This is a genomic window from Rhodocaloribacter sp. (genome assembly GCF_056451265.1).
Map to the genome: position 1 here is coordinate 38330 of NZ_JBWOPL010000067.1, position 17325 is coordinate 55654.

Annotated in this window: 15 protein-coding genes; 2 read left to right on the forward strand and 13 right to left on the reverse strand. The window is 64.1% G+C overall.

The annotated features are described in order from the left end of the window. Positions 1–137 precede the first annotated feature (137 nt). Positions 138–494 (forward strand): HesB/IscA family protein, encoded by a 357-nt coding sequence (locus tag AC1HIY_RS11905; RefSeq protein ID WP_479576960.1) that lies wholly within the window; start codon positions 138–140, stop codon positions 492–494. A gap of 335 nt (positions 495–829) precedes the next feature. Beyond that, positions 830–3415 carry an ATP-dependent Clp protease ATP-binding subunit gene (locus AC1HIY_RS11910; RefSeq protein WP_479576961.1) on the forward strand — a complete coding sequence of 862 codons (2586 nt, stop codon included), beginning with the start codon at positions 830–832 and terminating at the stop codon, positions 3413–3415. An 84-nt stretch (positions 3416–3499) separates the two neighbouring features. Here the strand turns inward: AC1HIY_RS11910 and AC1HIY_RS11915 are convergent, their stop codons facing one another. The 13 genes from AC1HIY_RS11915 to AC1HIY_RS11975 all read right to left on the reverse strand — a co-directional run bounded on the left by AC1HIY_RS11915 (position 3500) and on the right by AC1HIY_RS11975 (position 17321). Then, positions 3500–4276, reverse strand: coding sequence for a rhomboid family intramembrane serine protease (locus AC1HIY_RS11915; protein ID WP_479576962.1), 777 nt, complete (start codon positions 4274–4276; stop codon positions 3500–3502). Between the two features lie 68 nt (positions 4277–4344). Beyond that, positions 4345–5517 (reverse strand): glycosyltransferase, encoded by a 1173-nt coding sequence (locus tag AC1HIY_RS11920; protein ID WP_479576963.1) that lies wholly within the window; start codon positions 5515–5517, stop codon positions 4345–4347. After that, positions 5514–6662, reverse strand: coding sequence for a glycosyltransferase family 4 protein (locus tag AC1HIY_RS11925; RefSeq protein WP_479576964.1), 1149 nt, complete (start codon positions 6660–6662; stop codon positions 5514–5516). The genes AC1HIY_RS11920 and AC1HIY_RS11925 overlap by 4 nt, the downstream gene beginning before the upstream one ends. 25 nt (positions 6663–6687) lie before the next feature. Next, the gene (locus AC1HIY_RS11930; protein ID WP_479576965.1) at positions 6688–7464 is read right to left on the reverse strand and encodes a hypothetical protein; all 777 of its coding nucleotides are present in this window, start codon (positions 7462–7464) and stop codon (positions 6688–6690) included. Positions 7465–7477: 13 nt separating this feature from the next. Beyond that, a complete protein-coding gene (locus AC1HIY_RS11935; RefSeq protein ID WP_479576966.1) occupies positions 7478–8932 on the reverse strand; it encodes an O-antigen ligase family protein in 1455 nt (484 codons plus the stop codon). A gap of 44 nt (positions 8933–8976) precedes the next feature. After that, a complete protein-coding gene (locus AC1HIY_RS11940) occupies positions 8977–10134 on the reverse strand; it encodes a glycosyltransferase (RefSeq protein ID WP_479576967.1) in 1158 nt (385 codons plus the stop codon). A 62-nt stretch (positions 10135–10196) separates the two neighbouring features. Next, entirely contained in the window at positions 10197–11075 is an 879-nt protein-coding gene (locus tag AC1HIY_RS11945; RefSeq protein WP_479576968.1) for a sulfotransferase family protein, read from the reverse strand. Between the two features lie 74 nt (positions 11076–11149). Then, positions 11150–12280 carry a glycosyltransferase family 4 protein gene (locus AC1HIY_RS11950; protein WP_479576969.1) on the reverse strand — a complete coding sequence of 377 codons (1131 nt, stop codon included), beginning with the start codon at positions 12278–12280 and terminating at the stop codon, positions 11150–11152. Positions 12281–12332: 52 nt separating this feature from the next. Beyond that, entirely contained in the window at positions 12333–13247 is a 915-nt protein-coding gene (locus AC1HIY_RS11955) for a sulfotransferase domain-containing protein (protein ID WP_479576970.1), read from the reverse strand. A 142-nt stretch (positions 13248–13389) separates the two neighbouring features. Beyond that, the gene (locus AC1HIY_RS11960; RefSeq protein ID WP_479576971.1) at positions 13390–14424 is read right to left on the reverse strand and encodes a glycosyltransferase family 4 protein; all 1035 of its coding nucleotides are present in this window, start codon (positions 14422–14424) and stop codon (positions 13390–13392) included. 46 nt (positions 14425–14470) lie between these two features. Next, positions 14471–15430 (reverse strand): sulfotransferase domain-containing protein, encoded by a 960-nt coding sequence (locus tag AC1HIY_RS11965; protein WP_479576972.1) that lies wholly within the window; start codon positions 15428–15430, stop codon positions 14471–14473. Next, the gene (locus tag AC1HIY_RS11970; protein ID WP_479576973.1) at positions 15427–16446 is read right to left on the reverse strand and encodes a sulfotransferase family protein; all 1020 of its coding nucleotides are present in this window, start codon (positions 16444–16446) and stop codon (positions 15427–15429) included. The genes AC1HIY_RS11965 and AC1HIY_RS11970 overlap by 4 nt, the downstream gene beginning before the upstream one ends. A 2-nt stretch (positions 16447–16448) precedes the next feature. Beyond that, positions 16449–17321 (reverse strand): sulfotransferase family 2 domain-containing protein, encoded by an 873-nt coding sequence (locus AC1HIY_RS11975; protein WP_479576974.1) that lies wholly within the window; start codon positions 17319–17321, stop codon positions 16449–16451. Positions 17322–17325 lie beyond the last annotated feature (4 nt).

Here is a 17325-nt window from a genome sequence, read left to right on the forward strand (position 1 = left end):
CGACTGATACGACGGCGCCTACGGTTCAACCAAATATTCCATGAACCATACGGAACAGCCCCCGAAAGCGGTCGTTGCAAGAACAGCCTTTTACGGGCTATCTTTCACCGCCACCCATCAATTACCGATCAATCCTCATGGCAGAAACCGCAACCCAGACGCTTGCAACGCCGGTTCAGTTGACCCCCCGCGCGGCGGAGGAGATCAAGAAGATCATGACGACGAAAGACATTCCGGAAGGCTTCAGTCTTCGTGTCGGTGTGCGAGGCGGAGGCTGTTCCGGGATGCAGTACATCCTGGGCTTCGACAGAAAACGAGAGCACGACACTCAGTTCGAGGTCGATGGGATTGCCGTCTACATGGACAAGCGCCACGGCCTCTACCTGATGGGCACCGTGATCGACTATCATGACGGCCTCAACGCACGCGGCTTCACGTTCGACAACCCGAACGCCGTTTCCTCGTGCGGCTGCGGCACCAGTTTTTCGGCCTGACGTTGGGCCGTGAAGCTTGTTTTTCAACCTGTTCTCTTACAGGCCGGCGTACACGGGGCTTTGACGGCCTCGTCCCCACGCCGCCCGTGGAGCGCGTGTGGCGAATGAGCCCCTCGCGCTTTTTTTGACCATAATGGTGCACAGCCGCGCGAGCGTCTTCCCCTCATCGGGCCTCCCGACGCCGCGCCACCGGCTGGAACGTTGCGCCAAACCGGGCCTACAATTATTGGTCTGGATTTTGTGATCACCCGGATCACCCTTTATTTCGACACACTGACAGAGACGCTCAGGGGGGGATGGCCCAGAGTGTCCTTCACGCTCAAGAAGAGTTTAGTATGGACGGAGGAAATTTTTCAAACCGTGTTCGCGACGTGATTTCGTTTAGCCGAGAGGAAGCCATCCGCCTCGGACACGACTACATCGGCACCGAACACTTATTGCTCGGTATCATTCGGGAAGGGGAAGGCATCGCCGTAAAGATCCTCCGCAACCTTGGATGCGACCTCGGCAAGCTCAAAAAGGCGATCGAGGATACCGTGCGCAGCACCGGTGGCACGCTTACCGTCGGGAACATTCCCCTGACGAAGCAGGCCGAGAAGGTGCTCAAGATTACATACCTGGAAGCCAAGCTCTACAAGAGCGACGTCATCGGGACCGAGCATTTGTTGCTGAGCTTACTCCGTGACGACGAGAATATCGCCGCGCAGATCTTACAGCAAGGATTCTCCATCACCTATGACGCCGTTCGCTCGGAGTTGGACTCCATCATTAGTGGGAAAGCATCCGCGCGAAGCAGCGGCGGCCAGGGCGGCCGCTCCTCGTCCGGATACAAGGAGCGAAGCAAAATGGAAAAGAGCAAAACCCCGGTATTGGACAACTTTGGCCGCGATCTGACGAAGCTGGCCGAAGAAGGTAAGTTGGACCCCGTCGTGGGCCGCGAACGCGAAATCGAACGCGTGGCGCAGGTCCTGAGTCGACGGAAAAAGAACAACCCCGTGCTCATCGGCGAGCCGGGGGTCGGCAAGACCGCCATCGCCGAGGGCCTCGCCATGCGCATCGTTCAGCGCAAGGTAAGCCGGGTGCTGTATGATAAACGCATCGTCACGCTCGATCTGGCCGCGCTCGTGGCCGGCACGAAATATCGCGGGCAGTTCGAGGAGCGAATGAAGGCCGTCATGAACGAGCTCGAAAAGAGCCCGGACGTCATCCTCTTCATCGACGAGCTGCATACCATCGTCGGCGCCGGCGGCGCTTCGGGCAGCCTCGACGCCTCGAACATGTTCAAGCCCGCCCTCGCCCGCGGTGAGATCCAGTGCATCGGCGCGACGACGCTCGACGAATACCGGCAATACATCGAAAAAGACGGCGCGCTCGATCGCCGATTCCAGAAGATCCTCGTCGATCCTTCCACCCCGGAGGAGACGATTGAAATCCTCCGAAACATCAAGGACAAGTACGAGGAACACCACAACGTACGCTACACCGACGAAGCCATCGACCTGACGGTCAAGCTCTCCGAGCGGTACATCACCGACCGGTTCCTCCCCGACAAGGCCATCGACGTGATGGATGAGGCGGGCGCGCGCGTCCACCTCAACAACATCCGCGTGCCGAAAGAGATCGTGGTGCTCGAAGAGCAGATCGAGACGATCCGGGAAGAGAAGAACCAGGTGGTCAAGAGCCAGCGTTTCGAAGAAGCCGCGCGCCTCCGCGACAAGGAGAAGAAGCTTCAGGAACAACTCGAAGAGGCCAAGCGCGAATGGGAGCGCAAAGCCGAAACCGAAGTGCACGACGTGACCGCGAAGGACATCTCCGAAGTGGTCGCCATGATGACGGGCATCCCGGTGGACAAGATCTCCGAGCCCGAGACGAAGAAGCTGCTCCGCATGGAGGAGGAGCTCACGAAGCGCGTCATCGGTCAGACCGAAGCCATCAGGAAGCTCTCGAAAGCGATTCGCCGGACCCGCGCCGGGCTCAAGGACCCGAAGCGCCCCATCGGATCGTTCATCTTCCTCGGCCCCACCGGCGTCGGGAAGACCGAGCTGGCCAAAGTGCTCACCGAATACCTCTTCGACTCGCAGGACGCGCTCATCCGCATCGACATGAGCGAGTACATGGAGAAGTTCTCCGTCAGCCGCCTCGTGGGCGCTCCTCCGGGATACGTCGGCTATGAGGAAGGCGGGCAGCTCACCGAAAAGGTGCGCCGCAAGCCGTACTCGGTCGTGCTCCTCGACGAGATCGAGAAAGCGCACCCGGACGTGTTCAACATCCTCCTGCAAGTGCTCGACGACGGCATCCTGACCGACGGTCTCGGCCGCCGCGTCGATTTCCGGAATACGATCATCATCATGACCTCGAACATCGGGGCGCGGGACATCAAAAACCTCGGTAAGGGGATCGGCTTCGCGCAGTCCGAGACGGAGTTCAACTATCAGGCGCTCAAGAGCACGGTGGAGGACGCCCTCAAGCGGGTCTTCAATCCCGAATTCCTGAACCGCATCGATGACGTGATCGTCTTTCACCCGCTGGAGAAGAAGGACATCTTCAAGATCATCGACATCATGGCGTCCGAGCTGTTCAAGCGCGCTCACGACCTTGGCATCGAGGTGAAGCTGACCAAGAACGCCAAGGACTTCCTCGTGGAGAAGGGCTACGACGCCAAGTTCGGCGCGCGCCCGCTTCGCCGGGCCATCCAGAAGTACGTCGAGGATCCGATGGCCGAAGCCATCCTGGGCTCCGACCTCTCTCCCGGCGACGTGCTGCAGATCACGTACAACGAGAAGGAGAACCCGCAGGAGTTGATCTTCAAAACGAAGAAGGCCCGGAAGCCGAAAGCGAAAGCCGCCGATCCCGAACCCAAACCGGACGCCGAGCCGAAAGACGAGTCGTCCACGGAGGAGACGGCCGAGGAAAGCACCTGATCCTTCCTCTCTCCCGACCCTACGAAAGCCCCGTCATCGCTGCTCCGATGGCGGGGCTTTTGCGTATCTGCCCGAACCGCGCGCCTACCAGTACCTCCTCGACCCGTCGGCGACGGCAATCCGGGTGAACGGATGCTCGGGCTCCTCTCGGATCAGCTTTCGCAGGACGAGCGCCATCACGACGCCGGTCAGAAAGCCCCCGATGTGCGCCCCGTACGCCACCCCGTCCACGGTCTGTGCCGACATCATCACGGAGCCCCAGTTGATGAACTGAACCGCGATCCATAGCCCGATAGCGACGACGGCCGGGATGGAGATGACGAAGAAGAAGAGGAAGAGCGCGTACACACGGTTTCGGGGAAAGAGCACGAGGTAGGCCCCCAGCACCCCGGAGATCGCGCCGGAAGCCCCGAGGTTCGGAACGACGGACAACGGGTCCATGCCCACCTGCACGAGCGTGGCTACGATGCCGCTCGCCAGATAAAACGCGAGGAATGTGCCGGAACCGAACCGGAGCTCGACGTTGTCGCCGAAGATCCAGAGGTAGAGCATGTTGCCAAAGAGGTGCGCGAACCCGGCATGCATGAACATGGCGGTGAGGATGGTCAGATAGATCGGCCTCGGACCGGGCGCTTCGGGGATCGTGATCGCGTGCCCGTTCACGAAAATCGTCTGCGGCGTGACGAGGTCCTGCCCCGTGGTGATTTCGAGGGGGATCACGCTCCATCCATAGGTGAAGCTCGTGTTGGCCCCCACCTGCTGAAGGAGGAAAAAGACGAGTATGTTGACCACCACGAGCCCGATGGTGACGTAGCCCGGATGTTTGAGTTTATGATCGTCGTCTGCGATGGGAAAGAGCATATCGTCTGCCTTCTATGGTGAGGAGCGCCATTCCCAGCCTATCGCGTGGGATAAGGTAAGGTAAAGGATTATGTGACCGCCTGAAAACCGGCGACCCCGTGTATCTGGCGCGCGACGCCTTCGAGCATGGCTTCGCGCGAGAAACGGCGGCGGGCGTCTGCTCGCCCGGCCCTCGCCAGCGCTGCCGTGCGCGCGGGATCCGCGAGGAGCGCGCCGAGCGTCTCGGCAAGCGCCGCCGCATCGCCCGGAGGCACGAGCCGCCCCGTGACGCCGTCCTCGACGATCTCGAGCACTCCGCCCGCGCGCGTCGCCACGACGGGCCTGCCGGCAAGCATCCCCTCCACCACCACGCGGCCGAAGGGCTCGGGCGCGACGGACGTGTGCGCCACCACGTCGACGGCATGAAGCAGACGCGGCACGTCCCGGCGGAAACCGAGGAAATGCACCCGGTCCGAAAGCCCGGAGGCGACGACTTTCTCGTGCAGAGAGGCCGCGTACCGCTCTTCGTCGCCGAAGAGCGCGCCGCCCACGAGCACGGCGTGAAGATCGGGCATCCGGGTCAGCGCATCGAGGAGTACGTGCTGCCCTTTCCAGGGCGAGAGGCGGCTGAACACCCCGACCGCCGGAGCATCGCCGAGGCCGATCTCCCTGCGCGCCGCCGCCGTTTCCTCCGGCGTGACGGCTTCGAACGGCGCGGGGTCGATCCCGTTGTACACCACGCGCACCCGATCGGCCCGCCCCCCGCTCTCGACGAACGCATGCGCCGTCGCCTCGGAATTGGCAATCACCCGCGTCGCCAGCATATTGCCGAGCGTGACGGCCAGACGACGGTGCGAGGCGCTGAAATGGTCGTTCGTGAGCAGGTCGCGGAGATGCCATATCATCGGCTTCCGCGCCAGACGCGCCGCCACGGAGCCGACGACGAACGACTTCTGGGAGTTTGCATAGAGCACGTCGTATCCACGCGCGCGTCGCGCCACACGCCAGGCGAGCGCCACCACCCCCGGCAGGCTTTTCAGATCCCCGCCCTTCCCCCCTTCCCGCGACACCTTTTTCACCGACTCCGGAGCGGCCAGCACGTCTACGCCCACCCCGGCTTCTTCGAGACGATGGCGGAAAGGGCCGTCTTCGAAGAGCGCCACCCGGCTCACATCGGCGAAGTGACGGGCCACGTCGAGCAAAGACAGCTCCGCCCCTCCGAGGACGCCGACGTGATCGAGGAAGAGGATGCGGGGGGTCATCGGAGCGCCTCCCGGTAGACCTCTGCGGTCCGCCGCGCCACCGATGCCCACGTATAATGTTCGAGCGTATAGGCGCGGCACGCCTCCGCGTCGGGGAGCCTGCGCGCGCCGTGCACGACGCCCGTGAGCCCTTCGGCGAGCGCGGCGGCATCCGAGCCGGCAAGCACGAGATCGGGCGAGAGCCCGCGCACCACCTCCGGCAGCCCGCCCACCGGCGTGACGAGCACCGGCGTGCCCGAAGCGAGCGACTCTACGGTGATCAGCCCAAAGCCCTCGAACGACTGCGTCGGCACGATGGAGAGGTCGGCGGCGCGATAGGCGGAGGGCAGGTCTTCGTCGGGCACGAAGCCGAGAAGCCGCACGTGGTTTTCGAGGCCGCGCTCGGCGATGCGGGTTTCGAGCGCTCCGGCCAGCGGCCCCTTGCCCGCCACCAGGAGCAACACCTCGGGGGCGACGCGCCGCACCGTCGCCATGGCGTCGATCAGGTTTTCGAGGCCCATCCGGTGGGCCAGCCGGCGCACGGCGAGCACCACGAACCGATCCGATGGCCACCCGAGGCGCTCACGGGCCGCCGCCCGGGACTCCTCGACGCCGAAGCGCGACACGTCTGCGCCACCGGGGACGACCCGGATGCGCTCCGCCGGCGCCCCGTACCGTTCCCGGAGCACCGACGCGAAGGCCTCGGAGAGCACGATGAAAAGCGCCGCCTTCCCGTACACCGCATGCTCGACGGCGAGCTTGAAACGAACGTACCACCCGGCGTCTTGCTCCACCGCCGACTCGAGCGCCCACGGCCCGTGGAAGTGCACCACGAGCGGACGCGTGGTCACCGGACCGAGCGCGGGGTACGTATACAGCGCGAAATGTGAAGCCACCAGGTCCACGTCGCCACCCGAGAGTGCGCGCCGGGCGGCCTGCCGCGCCCGAAGCCACCGCACCGGCAGCGGCGTGGCGATGGGCGCGAAGAAAGCGACGTCGTGCCGCTCTGCCGAGCCGTCCGCAGGTGTTCCGGCGACGAGTCCCCGCACCGAGACGCCCGCGCCGGGCAATTCTTTCATCAGATGATAATAGACCCGGTTGAGCCCACCCGCCTGTTCGGGAAACCAGCCCATGCCGAATTGCAACGTCCGTATCGTCTCGCTCATGCTCCTCTCCGGCGGCGTCGGTGATTCAAGGCTTCGGGACGGTTTGCACGGCGGCCATGGCCGCATACTCCTCGTGAAGCGCCTTTGCCCGCTCGTGCAGATCGCGGCAGCGCGGCGTCTCGAAGTCTTTCTCTTTGCGTTGCTTCTCCTCCTGTCGACGACGCCAGCCTTCGGTCTCGAACTTCTCGGGACGGCGAATTTTCCGGAGGTTCTCTTCGGTGGGCTCGAACAGGTCGAAGTTCGTGCCGAAGCGTTCGTTCACTTCCGCCACGACGGCGTCGAACCCTCTCGTGGTGCGCTCGAAGGTGCTGATCACGATGCCGTCGAGGTGGGGCTTGAGGCGTTCGTAAAAGCGGATGTAGTTGCGGAGCCCCTGCTTGACCGAGACGTGGGGCCACCGGCTCGTAAGCGAGAGCGTCGCCCCGCGCGGGTCGCGGATGGTGACGATCACGGGCAGTCCCCGCCGCACGCCCTGAATGATCTGCACGGGCGAATGCATATGATGCGCCAGCTCCACGGGTCGCGTCTGGCTGTTCCGAAAGGCGGCGGTGGCAAAGCTGTTGGCCGAGCCGGGATAGCCGTCGATGACGATCTCGGTGTGCGGCCCCACCACGCGCTCCCGCGCCTCGGCGATGCCGCGCGAGGTGATGTTCAGCTGATCCCACCAGATGTACGGCTGATACACGGGCCAGAGCAGCGGTTCGCGCGCCAGCATCGAACGCACGTCGAAGCTCCACCGGCGCGGAGCGCGCATCAGCGGGCCGCCTTTGATCGTATTGAGCACGTCGTACAGCTTCGCCATCACAAAAAGGGGTTCATGCTTGGGGTTCGAAAACGGCTTCTTCAGCCTCGGCCATGCGCTCTTCTTCTGCGGCATAATACCGCGCGCCCGCCGCCGCAAGGCCGAGGAAGCTCCACAGGATCATCCCGCCGAGACCGATCTGCGTTTTCCCGAAAACCAGGAGCGAGATCATCGCCAGGACGATGCTGAGAAAGGTCACCGCGAGCGGATCCTGCCGCAGCCGATGCTCTCGGATGAGTGGGAGCGTCAGCCGCGCCAGCCCCCAGTAGTAGAGGAACGCGCCGAGCCATCCGAGTTGAAGCGCGATGTCGAGCAGACCGCTGTCGAGCACGGGAACCTTGTCGTTGACCTTGCGGCTCGCGCTTCCGGAGACGCCCATCCCGTACCCGATGGGATCGTTCAGAATGCGGATCGTCACGCCCTTGTAGGCGGCCAGGCGCGCGTTGAGGCTGTTGTCCTGTTCGATGCTCGAAAAAGTCTGAAACCGCGCGCCGACCTTGTCGAGGATGACGCCCGTCGAGAGCAAAGGCAAGGCGATGAGACCGCTGACGAGCATCACCGTGATCAGGCGGGAGCGTCCCTTGCCGCTCGTCCGCATCGTCAGAAATAGCAGCCCGACGAGCCACCCCCCCCACGCCGAACGCACGAGCGAGAGCAGAAAACCGCCATAGCCGGCCACGGCCGAGAGGAAGTTGAGCAGCCGCCGACCCGCGAAAATCAGAAGCATCCCCGGAATCATGGCATAGGCGAAGGGCGCCGGCGCATTCACCGTGCTGAAGACCCGCACTTCGAGCGGTTTTGCCTTCCCCACAGAATCCATCTCCGAGCTGACCATCCAGAAAGCATCCCATGAGGGGAGAAAGAAAAACTGTAGGAGCGCATAGGTCCCCATCACCAGCGCACCCCAGAGAAACACCCTGGTGAACGTCTGGCGGTACCGGGGAAAAGATTGCCAGTTCACGTACACGTGAAAGCCGAAGAGCACCGGCACGATCCACTGGAGGAGGTTGAACGTGGCGGCAAAGGGGCTCACGCGCACGACCCCGACGAGATACCCGAGCAAGATGCCCGTGAGCACGAGCAGGAAAGCGAAGGTCGATTTCTCCCGCAACCGTCCCACATGTCTGGCCAGCGTGAAGATGGTAATGCCGCCGACGAGATAGGGCGCGAGCAGAATGGGGTTCGGATCGGCCCACCCCGCCTGAAGGTCCACCACTCTCCGAATCATGGGCGAGAGAAACCACACCCACCACGTGAAACCGAGGTAGAGCACGGGGAACGCGCGATAGAGCATCACCCCGATCAGAAACGTCGCCGCCGGATAGACCAGCCGCATGTACGCGATCGTCCCCCCCCACCACATCATGAGGAAGAGCCCCGCCACGAAGAGCACGGAGGCACTCACGATGAACGTCGTGCTCGGATCGGCGCGCTGAGGCTGTTCGAGGAGATACGTGGAGTCGATCATGCTCGGAAAGATACCGGAAACGGAGGCGGGGACAAAAGGTGTCGCTATTGATTCTTGACCGGGAGATTCTCACCCGCATCGACGGCCCGAAGATGATCCATGAACGTCTCGGCAAGCACGGGCCAGTCGCAATGATTCAGGTACAACGTCCGTGCCGCCTTTGCGATCCGTGCGCGGCGTTTCGGATCGTGGACGAGCGTTCGGACGGCCGCGACGAAGGCGGCGGCGTCGCCCTCCGGAGCGAGCAGGAACGCCGCTCCGTTGGCGGCATGGAGGAAGGCGTCGGTGTGCCGGCCGTGCGTGGAGACGGAGGCCACGCCGTGCTGCACGGCAGCCAGGAAAGAGCCGCGTCGGGCCGAGACCCCGTTCCGGAACGGCGAGAGGTAGACGTCCATCGCAGCGAGATGGCGGGAGACCTCCGGCCCCGGCAACCGTCCCGCGTCGAGGAAGGGGACGTCCGGCATCGCGGCGCGCACGGCCGCTCCGTCCGGTCCGACATAGAGCACCTGCACCGGCGCGCCCGCCCGCCGCTCCGCCGCCACCGCCTCGCCGATGAGCGGGAGGAGCCGCGTCGGATGCGCCGTGCCGAAGATGCCGAGCACACACGCCTCGTCGCGAATCGCCAGCCGCGCCCGCGCCCCGGCGTACGCTTCCCCGACGTACGGAATGTTCGACCCCACCGGCACCGACGCCACGCGCGCGCGGGGGAAGCGGCGTCGGAAGCCCGCTGCCCAGTAGTCGATCGCCGGAAAGAGGGCGTCCGCCTGTCGGGCGAGCCCCGCCAGCATCGCGAACTGCCACGAGGACATGAGCATGAGCCGCCAGTTCAACCACGGCGGCGCGACCTCGTGCACGATCAACCCAAAACGCATCGACGGGCGCGCCCGCCGAAGGTCCCGGATGACGCCGGGCAGATACGGGTTGAACCCCCACTTCCCATAGCTGAACGGGTTGTATTGAAGCAACAGCCAGTCCGCCGTCCCCGAGGACGCCGCTTCGACGAGCCGCCGCACGCCCTTCGGCTCGCCGACCGAGAACGCCGAAGCCCGTACCTCGACGCCCGGGATCGGCTCCGGGTCGGCGTCGGCGGTCCACACGCGCACCTCCGCGTGCGCCGCGAGGGCCGAAGCCAGCAGCGCCGTGTGCTCGCCGATGGCATTCGGCGTGGGCGGCAGGGCCGTATAGACGAGGTCGATGGTCAAAAGGCGTGCGACTGATGCAAAGTGCGGAGGGAGGTGGGGGCCTTCCCCCACGAAGCATGTTGTTAACGGTACCCGTATAACCGCAGCGTGTCTGCGGCCAGGCGTTCGGCCGCTTCGATCTCGGCGCGGTCCCTTTTCTTGTATTTCCCGATAGACTTCATATGGGCCCCTTCGAGACGTTTGCGCGTTTTCGTCCCGAACGTCATGCCGAAATGCTCGGCCACCCGTTCCCCGTGCGTCAGAGGATCGCGCATGAGGTCCTCGTAGCGGAGCAAAAGCACGCGACCGCTCTCGGCCACCTCCGGGCGGGAGAAGAAGGCATGACAGCGCTCCACCATCGCTTTCCACATCCATATGGCCCGCACGTACGGCGAAGCGGCCAAAAACGCATCTTCCCCCCCTTCCTCCACCCACCACGGCACGTATCGGTGATCGACCTTTCGACCCATCCGCATCTCCGTGCTCCGAAGGTCGGTCAACTTTTCGTCCGTGAGCACGTCGTAGCTTCGCACGAGCGAGTTGGCGCAGTCGCGCCCGTCCCGGTAGATGTGGACGATGGGCGCTTCCGGAAGCGCCTCGTACACGAAGTCGGGGCAAAAACTGAGAAAGGGTTCCTTATAGATCAGCCGTTCGAGCGACCGTTTTCCCCGGGAGGCGCGCACCAGGTCGCCGAGCGACGTCGGGGCCTTGAACCATTTCTGAAGCGCCGCCGCCCGGGAGTGATACCATCCGGAGTCGAGATACCGCACGAGGGAGCGCTCGAACTCGGTGACCATCGCGCGGCGCACCTCCTCCGGGAGCGGGTGGTTGACGATCTGACACAGGCCGGCGGGCCATATGATGCCTGTCACGCTCTCCGTGCCCGGGACGGTGTCGAGGACGCCCATGAGGAACGTGGTTCCCGAACGGGGACAGCCGAGGACGATGCCGGTTTCCACCATGAATCTGTTACTTTTTGAAGGTGATCGTAGTCCCAAACGGGGGGCGTGCGGAGCCGCTCACGCGCGAGCGGCACTCAGGGGGCGGGCTTCGCGAAGGCGCGTTGCTTTTCGAGCGCCTTCATGTACGCCTCATGCGTCTCGGCGGCGATGCGATCCCACGTGAAGCGGCGCGCCCGTTCTCGCGCCCAGACCCTCGCCCCGGCCAGCCGCTCCCGATCGAGAAGGAGCGCGGCGAGGCGGGCGCTCATGGCGCGGGTGTCTTTCGGCGGCACGAGGTATTCGGCGTCGAGCATCTCCGGCGCGCCCGGCAGGTCATACGCGACGACCGGCACGGCAGCGGCGAGCATCTCGAGCACGCCGAGTGGAAAGCCCTCGGCATACGAGGGGAAGACCCCCACGGCGCACGTCCTCAGAAGGTCCGGCAACGTCTCCGGGGCATACGAGGGGATGACCTCGATGCGCGGGCGAAGCTCGGGCGCAAAGTGGGCAAGCACTTCCGCTTCCGTTCGGAACATGCCGCGCGTGCCGAGGAGCCGAAAGCGCGCGCCGGGCACGGCGTCGGTGACGCGCCGAACGATGTCCGGCAGGTCGGCGGAGCCTTTGCGCGGGCCGAACATGCCGATGAATGCCACCACCGGATCGGGCGGAGGCGCCGCAGGCACACGCTCGAAGGCGGGCCGTCGCGCCTCGCTCATGCCGTTCGGGAACACGAGGATCTTTTCCGGATCGACGCCGCGCCGGGCGAGGTCGCGCCGGGCGTGACGGTTGAGCACCGAGACGAGGTCCGCCTCGCGGAACGTGGCGTCGAGGGCGGAAAGCGTGCGCCATTTCCGGAAGCGATCCACCTGATGTTTGAGCAGCCGCAGCCCCCCGCGCACGTCCGTGACCGGCGGCAGCGGGCTGAAGACATAATGATGAAGCAAAAGCTGCGCGCGAGCCACGAAGAGAACCCGGTCGCTGAAATCGGAGCGTTTGAGGTTGAGGTATTTGTAATCGAAGTCGACGACGTCGTATTCGCCCGCGTGCTTTTCGAGGTAGGCCTGCAGCTTCGCCGGGCCGTCGTGGCGGTCCGCGCCGAGTTCGGGCGGCCCCATGAGCGTGGCCGACCAGCCCAGCTTTTCCATGGCCGAGGAAAGCTCCATGAGCATTTTTGCGGCCCCGAGCTTCGGGTCGAGCGCGCACGGGCTGAAAAAGAAGATCTTCATGCGTCGAAAAGGGGGTTTGGCGAAAAGGGAGAGCCTGGGGGCGCCGCCGGCCTCATCGCCAGTCCGGATCGGTTTCGTAGCCGAGCTTGAGCACGAGGTCGTTGTACCGTTCCTTGAAACGGTCGATATGCGCCTCGGTGAAGTGGTTCCGCCAGTCGCCCGGCCGTCCTTTCCGGTAATGGCTCTTCACGTTCTCCTGCCCCGGCTTGCGCCCGCCCGACATGCGCTTGAAGCTTTTCCGTTCGAGGATGGGCCGGAGCCGGTCTTTGGGCAGGCGCATCATGGGAAAGCGAAAGGGCGACATCGGCAGATGAAACGGCGTAAAGCGCCGCCCGCGCTGATTGAGAATGTTCAGCCGCATGGTCAGGGATTGAAGCACGGTGGCGTCGGCGTCGTCGAGGAGACCGAGGAAGGTATAGATCCGGCGGAAAGCGGCCTCGGGATCGGCCGAGATCTCCTCCATCTTCATCTCGAGCACGTTCGGCATCTCGTAGTTCCAGCGGTTCATCGGATCGAGGAACTGACGGCTGAACGCCATTTCGAGCATCAGCCCTTCCTCTTTCGAGACGGCCTGAAGCCGCCTGCGATGTTCCACGAGTTCGGGCCACCCGTCGGTGGGATGGGTGTTGAGATGGGAGAAATAGCCGGAGACGAGGACGTCCCGCGGGTCGCGCACGACGTGAAAGCCGCGAAAGGCCGGCAGGTCGCCGATGTGGTCCCGGTCGGCGTTCGTATACGCGAGGAGATCGGGCCGTTCCGCCGCCACGTACCGCCCGAGCGAACCCTGCCGCGCAAAGTCGACGGGGCGGTGGACGATGTGGAAGCGCCACCCGAGGTTGAAGCACGTCTCCCGAAGGATGCCGTCGATCCATCCCGTGGCGCATTTGTGGTGGCCGAAAAAAACGTACAGGGGCCGCGCCTCGGCGGCAACGGCGTCCGTGCGTTCCTTCGTCATCGTTTGCGTCATGAGCGTGTGGGAAAAAGTGTTTGAAGCCGTCGCGCCGGAAAGCATAGATCCCCGGGCGGGGACAGACCCTTCAGGGCAGGCACATGAGAATCAACAATGGGTTGGATGGCCGGAACCCGGAGCGTCCGGGGCGGACGATCCTCTATCGCGCGCGCATGAGATGGCGCAAGCGTTCGAAGAGCGCATCCACGTCCCCGGTGGGCACGATGAAGCCGTTCTCCCCTTCGCGCACGAGTTCTTTCATGCCCGTGTCCTCGGTGACGATCACCGGGACGCCGCACGCCAGCGCCTCGGCGGGAGCATACGCGAAGCCGTCCTCGTACGTCGGATGCGCGCATACGTCGGCGCGCCGGTAGTGCGGCAGCGGGTCGCCCGGCGCCACACGGATGCGCGGGTCGCGGGCCATCCAGCCTTCGAGATACCGCCGCATCGCCCGCGACGTCCAGTGCCCGACGAGCGTCAGTTCCGCCGCCCCTTCGAGCCGCCCGAACGCCTCGACGAGCACCGGGACGCCCTTCGGAACGGTCAGGCTCCCGGCATAGACCACGCGGAAGACGCCGTCCGTCGGACGTGAGGGGGGCGGTTGATAGCGCGGCAACGGCTTGAGTCGGAAGCGCCGGAGCTTTTCCGCCGGGACCCCCGCCTCCACGAACGACGCCCACGTATACGCCGAGTTGACGAAGATCATGTCGGCCATCTCGTACTCGAGGAGGGCCTTTCGGATCTGCGCGCCGTTGAGCCAGCTCCGCTCCATGCCCCACTGCCGAAACGCCCGGTCGTGCAGCCGCCGCACCTTCTCGACGTGACTGTTGCCCACATGCACCCCGAGGCGTTCGAAGCCCAGCGCACGGGCGCGCCGAAAGCTCCGGAGCGATTTTCCGATGAAGCCGACAAAGGTCTCCGTCGGCGCGTCGAGGCGGGCGGCGACGGCGCGGTCGAAAAGGTCGCCGATGACGTAGTTCTTCCAGCCTCGGAGCACACGGAGCGGCGTCGCCCGGATGAGCGGGCGCGCGTAGGGCATCGCCACCACCGAGCCGAGCGCTTCGTCGCCCGGCTTCACGCCGATGCTGAAGTATCGCGCCAGGCGCCCGGCCTCGCGTTCCTCTTCGACGATCTGCGCGAAGTGTTGTCCCAGCCCGCCTTTGCCGTAGGGCGCACGGCACGAAAGTGTGGTCATGTTCAACGTCCGTATCGAGAATCCGCAATCCGGCGGGCGCGCCGCCTCATACGGTCACCTGTTCTTCCTCGTACCCCCAGAGCGTCAGGAGGTCGCGTCCGAGCATCGCGCCGATCTTCTCGACCTCCGCCCGGTATTCGCGTTTGAGCCGCCGGACGAACGCGGGGTCGAGCCCCTCCTTCGGCTTGAAGACGACTTTGTCGTACACCGCATCGACCATTCCTTTCCGCAGATCCCGCGGAAGGAGCGCCTTCACGGCTTTCTTGATCGGGGCAGCCCATCCATCGCCGAAGGTCACCTTCCGCACGAGCCGCTGCATCCGCTTCGAACGAAGCTCCGCGCCCTTGTTGTGCGTCTCGAAATTCGGCGTAAACTCCGGATCGACGCCGAGGAATTCGAGCACGCGCCGGTAGACGGCTGCGTTGTCCCGCCGGAAGTCGTCATAGATGATTACGAGCACCTGAGACGGTTCGAAGTACCGGTGCACCCGTTCGAGTTGCTCGGCATACCGGATGCGTTCCGAATAATAGAGCAGTTCCGGCACGAGACACCCTTTCGGGATGCGCCGTCCCGCCTTCCGTTCCGGTTCGAGAGCCAGCGCCGTCTCGAAGTCGGGCGCGTCTTCCCCCTCGGTGATCGGATTTTTGAGTTGTTGCAGGTAATACGAATACAAGAAATCGACCGGCTCGCGAAGCATCGCGATGAGCTTCGCCTCCGGATTGAACGCGTGGATCTCACGCGCCGCCGCCTTCGAGTACAAATAGCATGCGCTCGCCTCGCCGCAAAGATCGTCCGGGCGCGCGCCGGCAAAGAACGAGAGGTACTCGTCCTCCGTGCGCGGGTGGAAAGAGCCGTTCGGATCGGGATCGCGGCAGAAGTCCTTCGCGAAATAGTTCGGCTCCTTCGGGCGGCTCATGTAGATCTGAGGGTGCGCCCGAAGGAAATGATAGAGCGCCGTCGTGCCGCTCTTCGACTGCCCGGCGATGAAAAAATCCGGTCCTTTCATAGCCATTGGGCGACGAGATCGCGGTCGATGAGGGTGCTCAGACGCGCGACGTCCTCGCGGAAGTGCTCCTGAAGGAAGGCGCGCGTGTCCGGGTGCATCGGGTGGCGCGGTTTGTGCTTGACGTTATACGCCATGAGCACGCGGTGCACTTTTTTTCGGAGCGGCGCCGGCACGAGCGCCCGCCCCACTGCGCGCAAAATACCCATCGAGTCGTGCGTCCGGAGGAGATAATGCAGCCTGGCGTTCTTGATGTGCCGGTTGCTGTTGACCACCTCGAAATCGAGGTCGAAGTCCGGATCCACCTCGAGGAACCGGAGGAGTTCGCGGTAGACCTTCCGGGGGTTTGCCTTGAAGTCGTCGTAAACGATGAAGTGGATCCGCTCGCGCCCGAACACGTCGAGGTAGCGTTTCACCTGTTCGGCATACATCGCCGCATCGGTGTGGAAGAGGCGCATCTCGATCTCCGGGTCGCGGTCCGGGTCGGGGTTCCGGAACTGCCGTTCGAACTCGACCTTTCGCCGTTCCTGCGACTCGAGCGCCTCCTCAAAGAAAAGCGCGCGCTTCGTTTCCGCCTCGATGACGCCGCCCGGCGTGAGGTCTTTCACCCACACGAACATGTTGTAGAGCGAGTACATCATGTCCACGGGATTGCGGAGCATGATGACGATGTCGGCGTCCGGGCTGAAGGCCTTGATCTCTTCGGCGGCCTTCTTCGAGTACAGGTACCACACCGACGTCTCGCCCGTGCGTTTTTCCCCGTTCCAGTCCTCAAAGAACGACAGATACCACGCCGGATCGGAGTGCGGACCGGCATAGCCTTCGGGCCGGAGGTCGCGGCCAAAGAAGTGGCGCTCTTTTTTCGCCATGAACACGTCCGGATGCTCCGAGAGGTACGTATGCATGGCCGTCGTGCCGCATTTGGGCGCGCCCACGATGAAAAAATCCGGTTTATGAATGGCCCCCGCCGTCGTTTCGGCGGTCGCGGAGCGGTTGGGGGTCGACGCCGATGCAGACATTTCTAACGTGCGAAGATTTTTTTGAAGCTACGATAAACGGACCGGGCCGGCGGCAGTACGCGGGGCGCCACGGCCTCATACCACCGGTTGACGGTGTTGAACGCATGAAGCGCCCGCTCGACCTCCCCGCGCCGCGCCTCGAGGCGCTCCTCGAAGAGCGTCCGGGCGTACTCGTAGAGTTCGAGGTCGAGGCGGTTGTATTGTTCGACGACCTCGAGGGTCTGGGCCGAAAATTCGTCGCGGGGCTTGCGGTTCGCGCCGACGTTGGCGCGGTAATATAAGAGCTTGCGCCAGTCCCACCCGAAGGCCTCCCGCAACATGATGAGGGACTCGTCGAAGCGTTCGGTCAGGCCGATCACCGTGTGCCGTTCGAGGTTGCGTTTCGCCTTTGCGAGCATCTCCTCGTCGAACGCCTCCAGCGCCGGCTCCCGCCCGGCGAGGTGGCATTCGAGAAAATAACCGGAGAGGAAGGAGGTCTGCATGTTGCAGCCCGGCTTGAGGAACGTCCGAACGAAGTCGTCGAGGGGCATGCCTTTCGGCGCTTTTCCCTGCCGGAGGAACATGTGATACCCCGAGATGACCCGGTCGATCGGCTCGCGGAGGAAGGTGATGTACGGATACGCATGGGTGTCCGGCAGCGTCTCGTGCACACCGTAGCCCGCGTGGGTGACGAGCACGTCGACACCTTCCCCCTCGCCTTCGAGACGGCGGCGAAGCTCGGCAAATTTCTCCGCGTGTGTGGCCGGCGTCATCGAAAAGAAGACGCGCTCCGGATCATACTGTCGCCAGAGGATCATCTTGAACGTGCTGCCGGCCGTCTTCGGGATATGTCCGAAGATGATCAGGCGCGGTTTCGAAGAGAGATCGTTTCTCATAAAC

What these genes read in the sequence shown, in the direction of transcription:
- AC1HIY_RS11975 (WP_479576974.1), bottom strand. Translation starts at nt 17,321, where the DNA reads ATGAGAAACGATCTCTCTTCGAAACCGCGCCTGATCATCTTCGGACAT.
- AC1HIY_RS11935 (WP_479576966.1), bottom strand. Translation starts at nt 8,932, where the DNA reads ATGATCGACTCCACGTATCTCCTCGAACAGCCTCAGCGCGCCGATCCG.
- AC1HIY_RS11970 (WP_479576973.1), bottom strand. Translation starts at nt 16,446, where the DNA reads ATGTCTGCATCGGCGTCGACCCCCAACCGCTCCGCGACCGCCGAAACG.
- AC1HIY_RS11955 (WP_479576970.1), bottom strand. Translation starts at nt 13,247, where the DNA reads ATGACGCAAACGATGACGAAGGAACGCACGGACGCCGTTGCCGCCGAG.
- AC1HIY_RS11910 (WP_479576961.1), top strand. Translation starts at nt 830, where the DNA reads ATGGACGGAGGAAATTTTTCAAACCGTGTTCGCGACGTGATTTCGTTT.
- AC1HIY_RS11945 (WP_479576968.1), bottom strand. Translation starts at nt 11,075, where the DNA reads ATGGTGGAAACCGGCATCGTCCTCGGCTGTCCCCGTTCGGGAACCACG.
- AC1HIY_RS11925 (WP_479576964.1), bottom strand. Translation starts at nt 6,662, where the DNA reads ATGAGCGAGACGATACGGACGTTGCAATTCGGCATGGGCTGGTTTCCC.
- AC1HIY_RS11920 (WP_479576963.1), bottom strand. Translation starts at nt 5,517, where the DNA reads ATGACCCCCCGCATCCTCTTCCTCGATCACGTCGGCGTCCTCGGAGGG.
- AC1HIY_RS11930 (WP_479576965.1), bottom strand. Translation starts at nt 7,464, where the DNA reads ATGGCGAAGCTGTACGACGTGCTCAATACGATCAAAGGCGGCCCGCTG.
- AC1HIY_RS11960 (WP_479576971.1), bottom strand. Translation starts at nt 14,424, where the DNA reads ATGACCACACTTTCGTGCCGTGCGCCCTACGGCAAAGGCGGGCTGGGA.
- AC1HIY_RS11950 (WP_479576969.1), bottom strand. Translation starts at nt 12,280, where the DNA reads ATGAAGATCTTCTTTTTCAGCCCGTGCGCGCTCGACCCGAAGCTCGGG.
- AC1HIY_RS11905 (WP_479576960.1), top strand. Translation starts at nt 138, where the DNA reads ATGGCAGAAACCGCAACCCAGACGCTTGCAACGCCGGTTCAGTTGACC.
- AC1HIY_RS11965 (WP_479576972.1), bottom strand. Translation starts at nt 15,430, where the DNA reads ATGAAAGGACCGGATTTTTTCATCGCCGGGCAGTCGAAGAGCGGCACG.
- AC1HIY_RS11915 (WP_479576962.1), bottom strand. Translation starts at nt 4,276, where the DNA reads ATGCTCTTTCCCATCGCAGACGACGATCATAAACTCAAACATCCGGGC.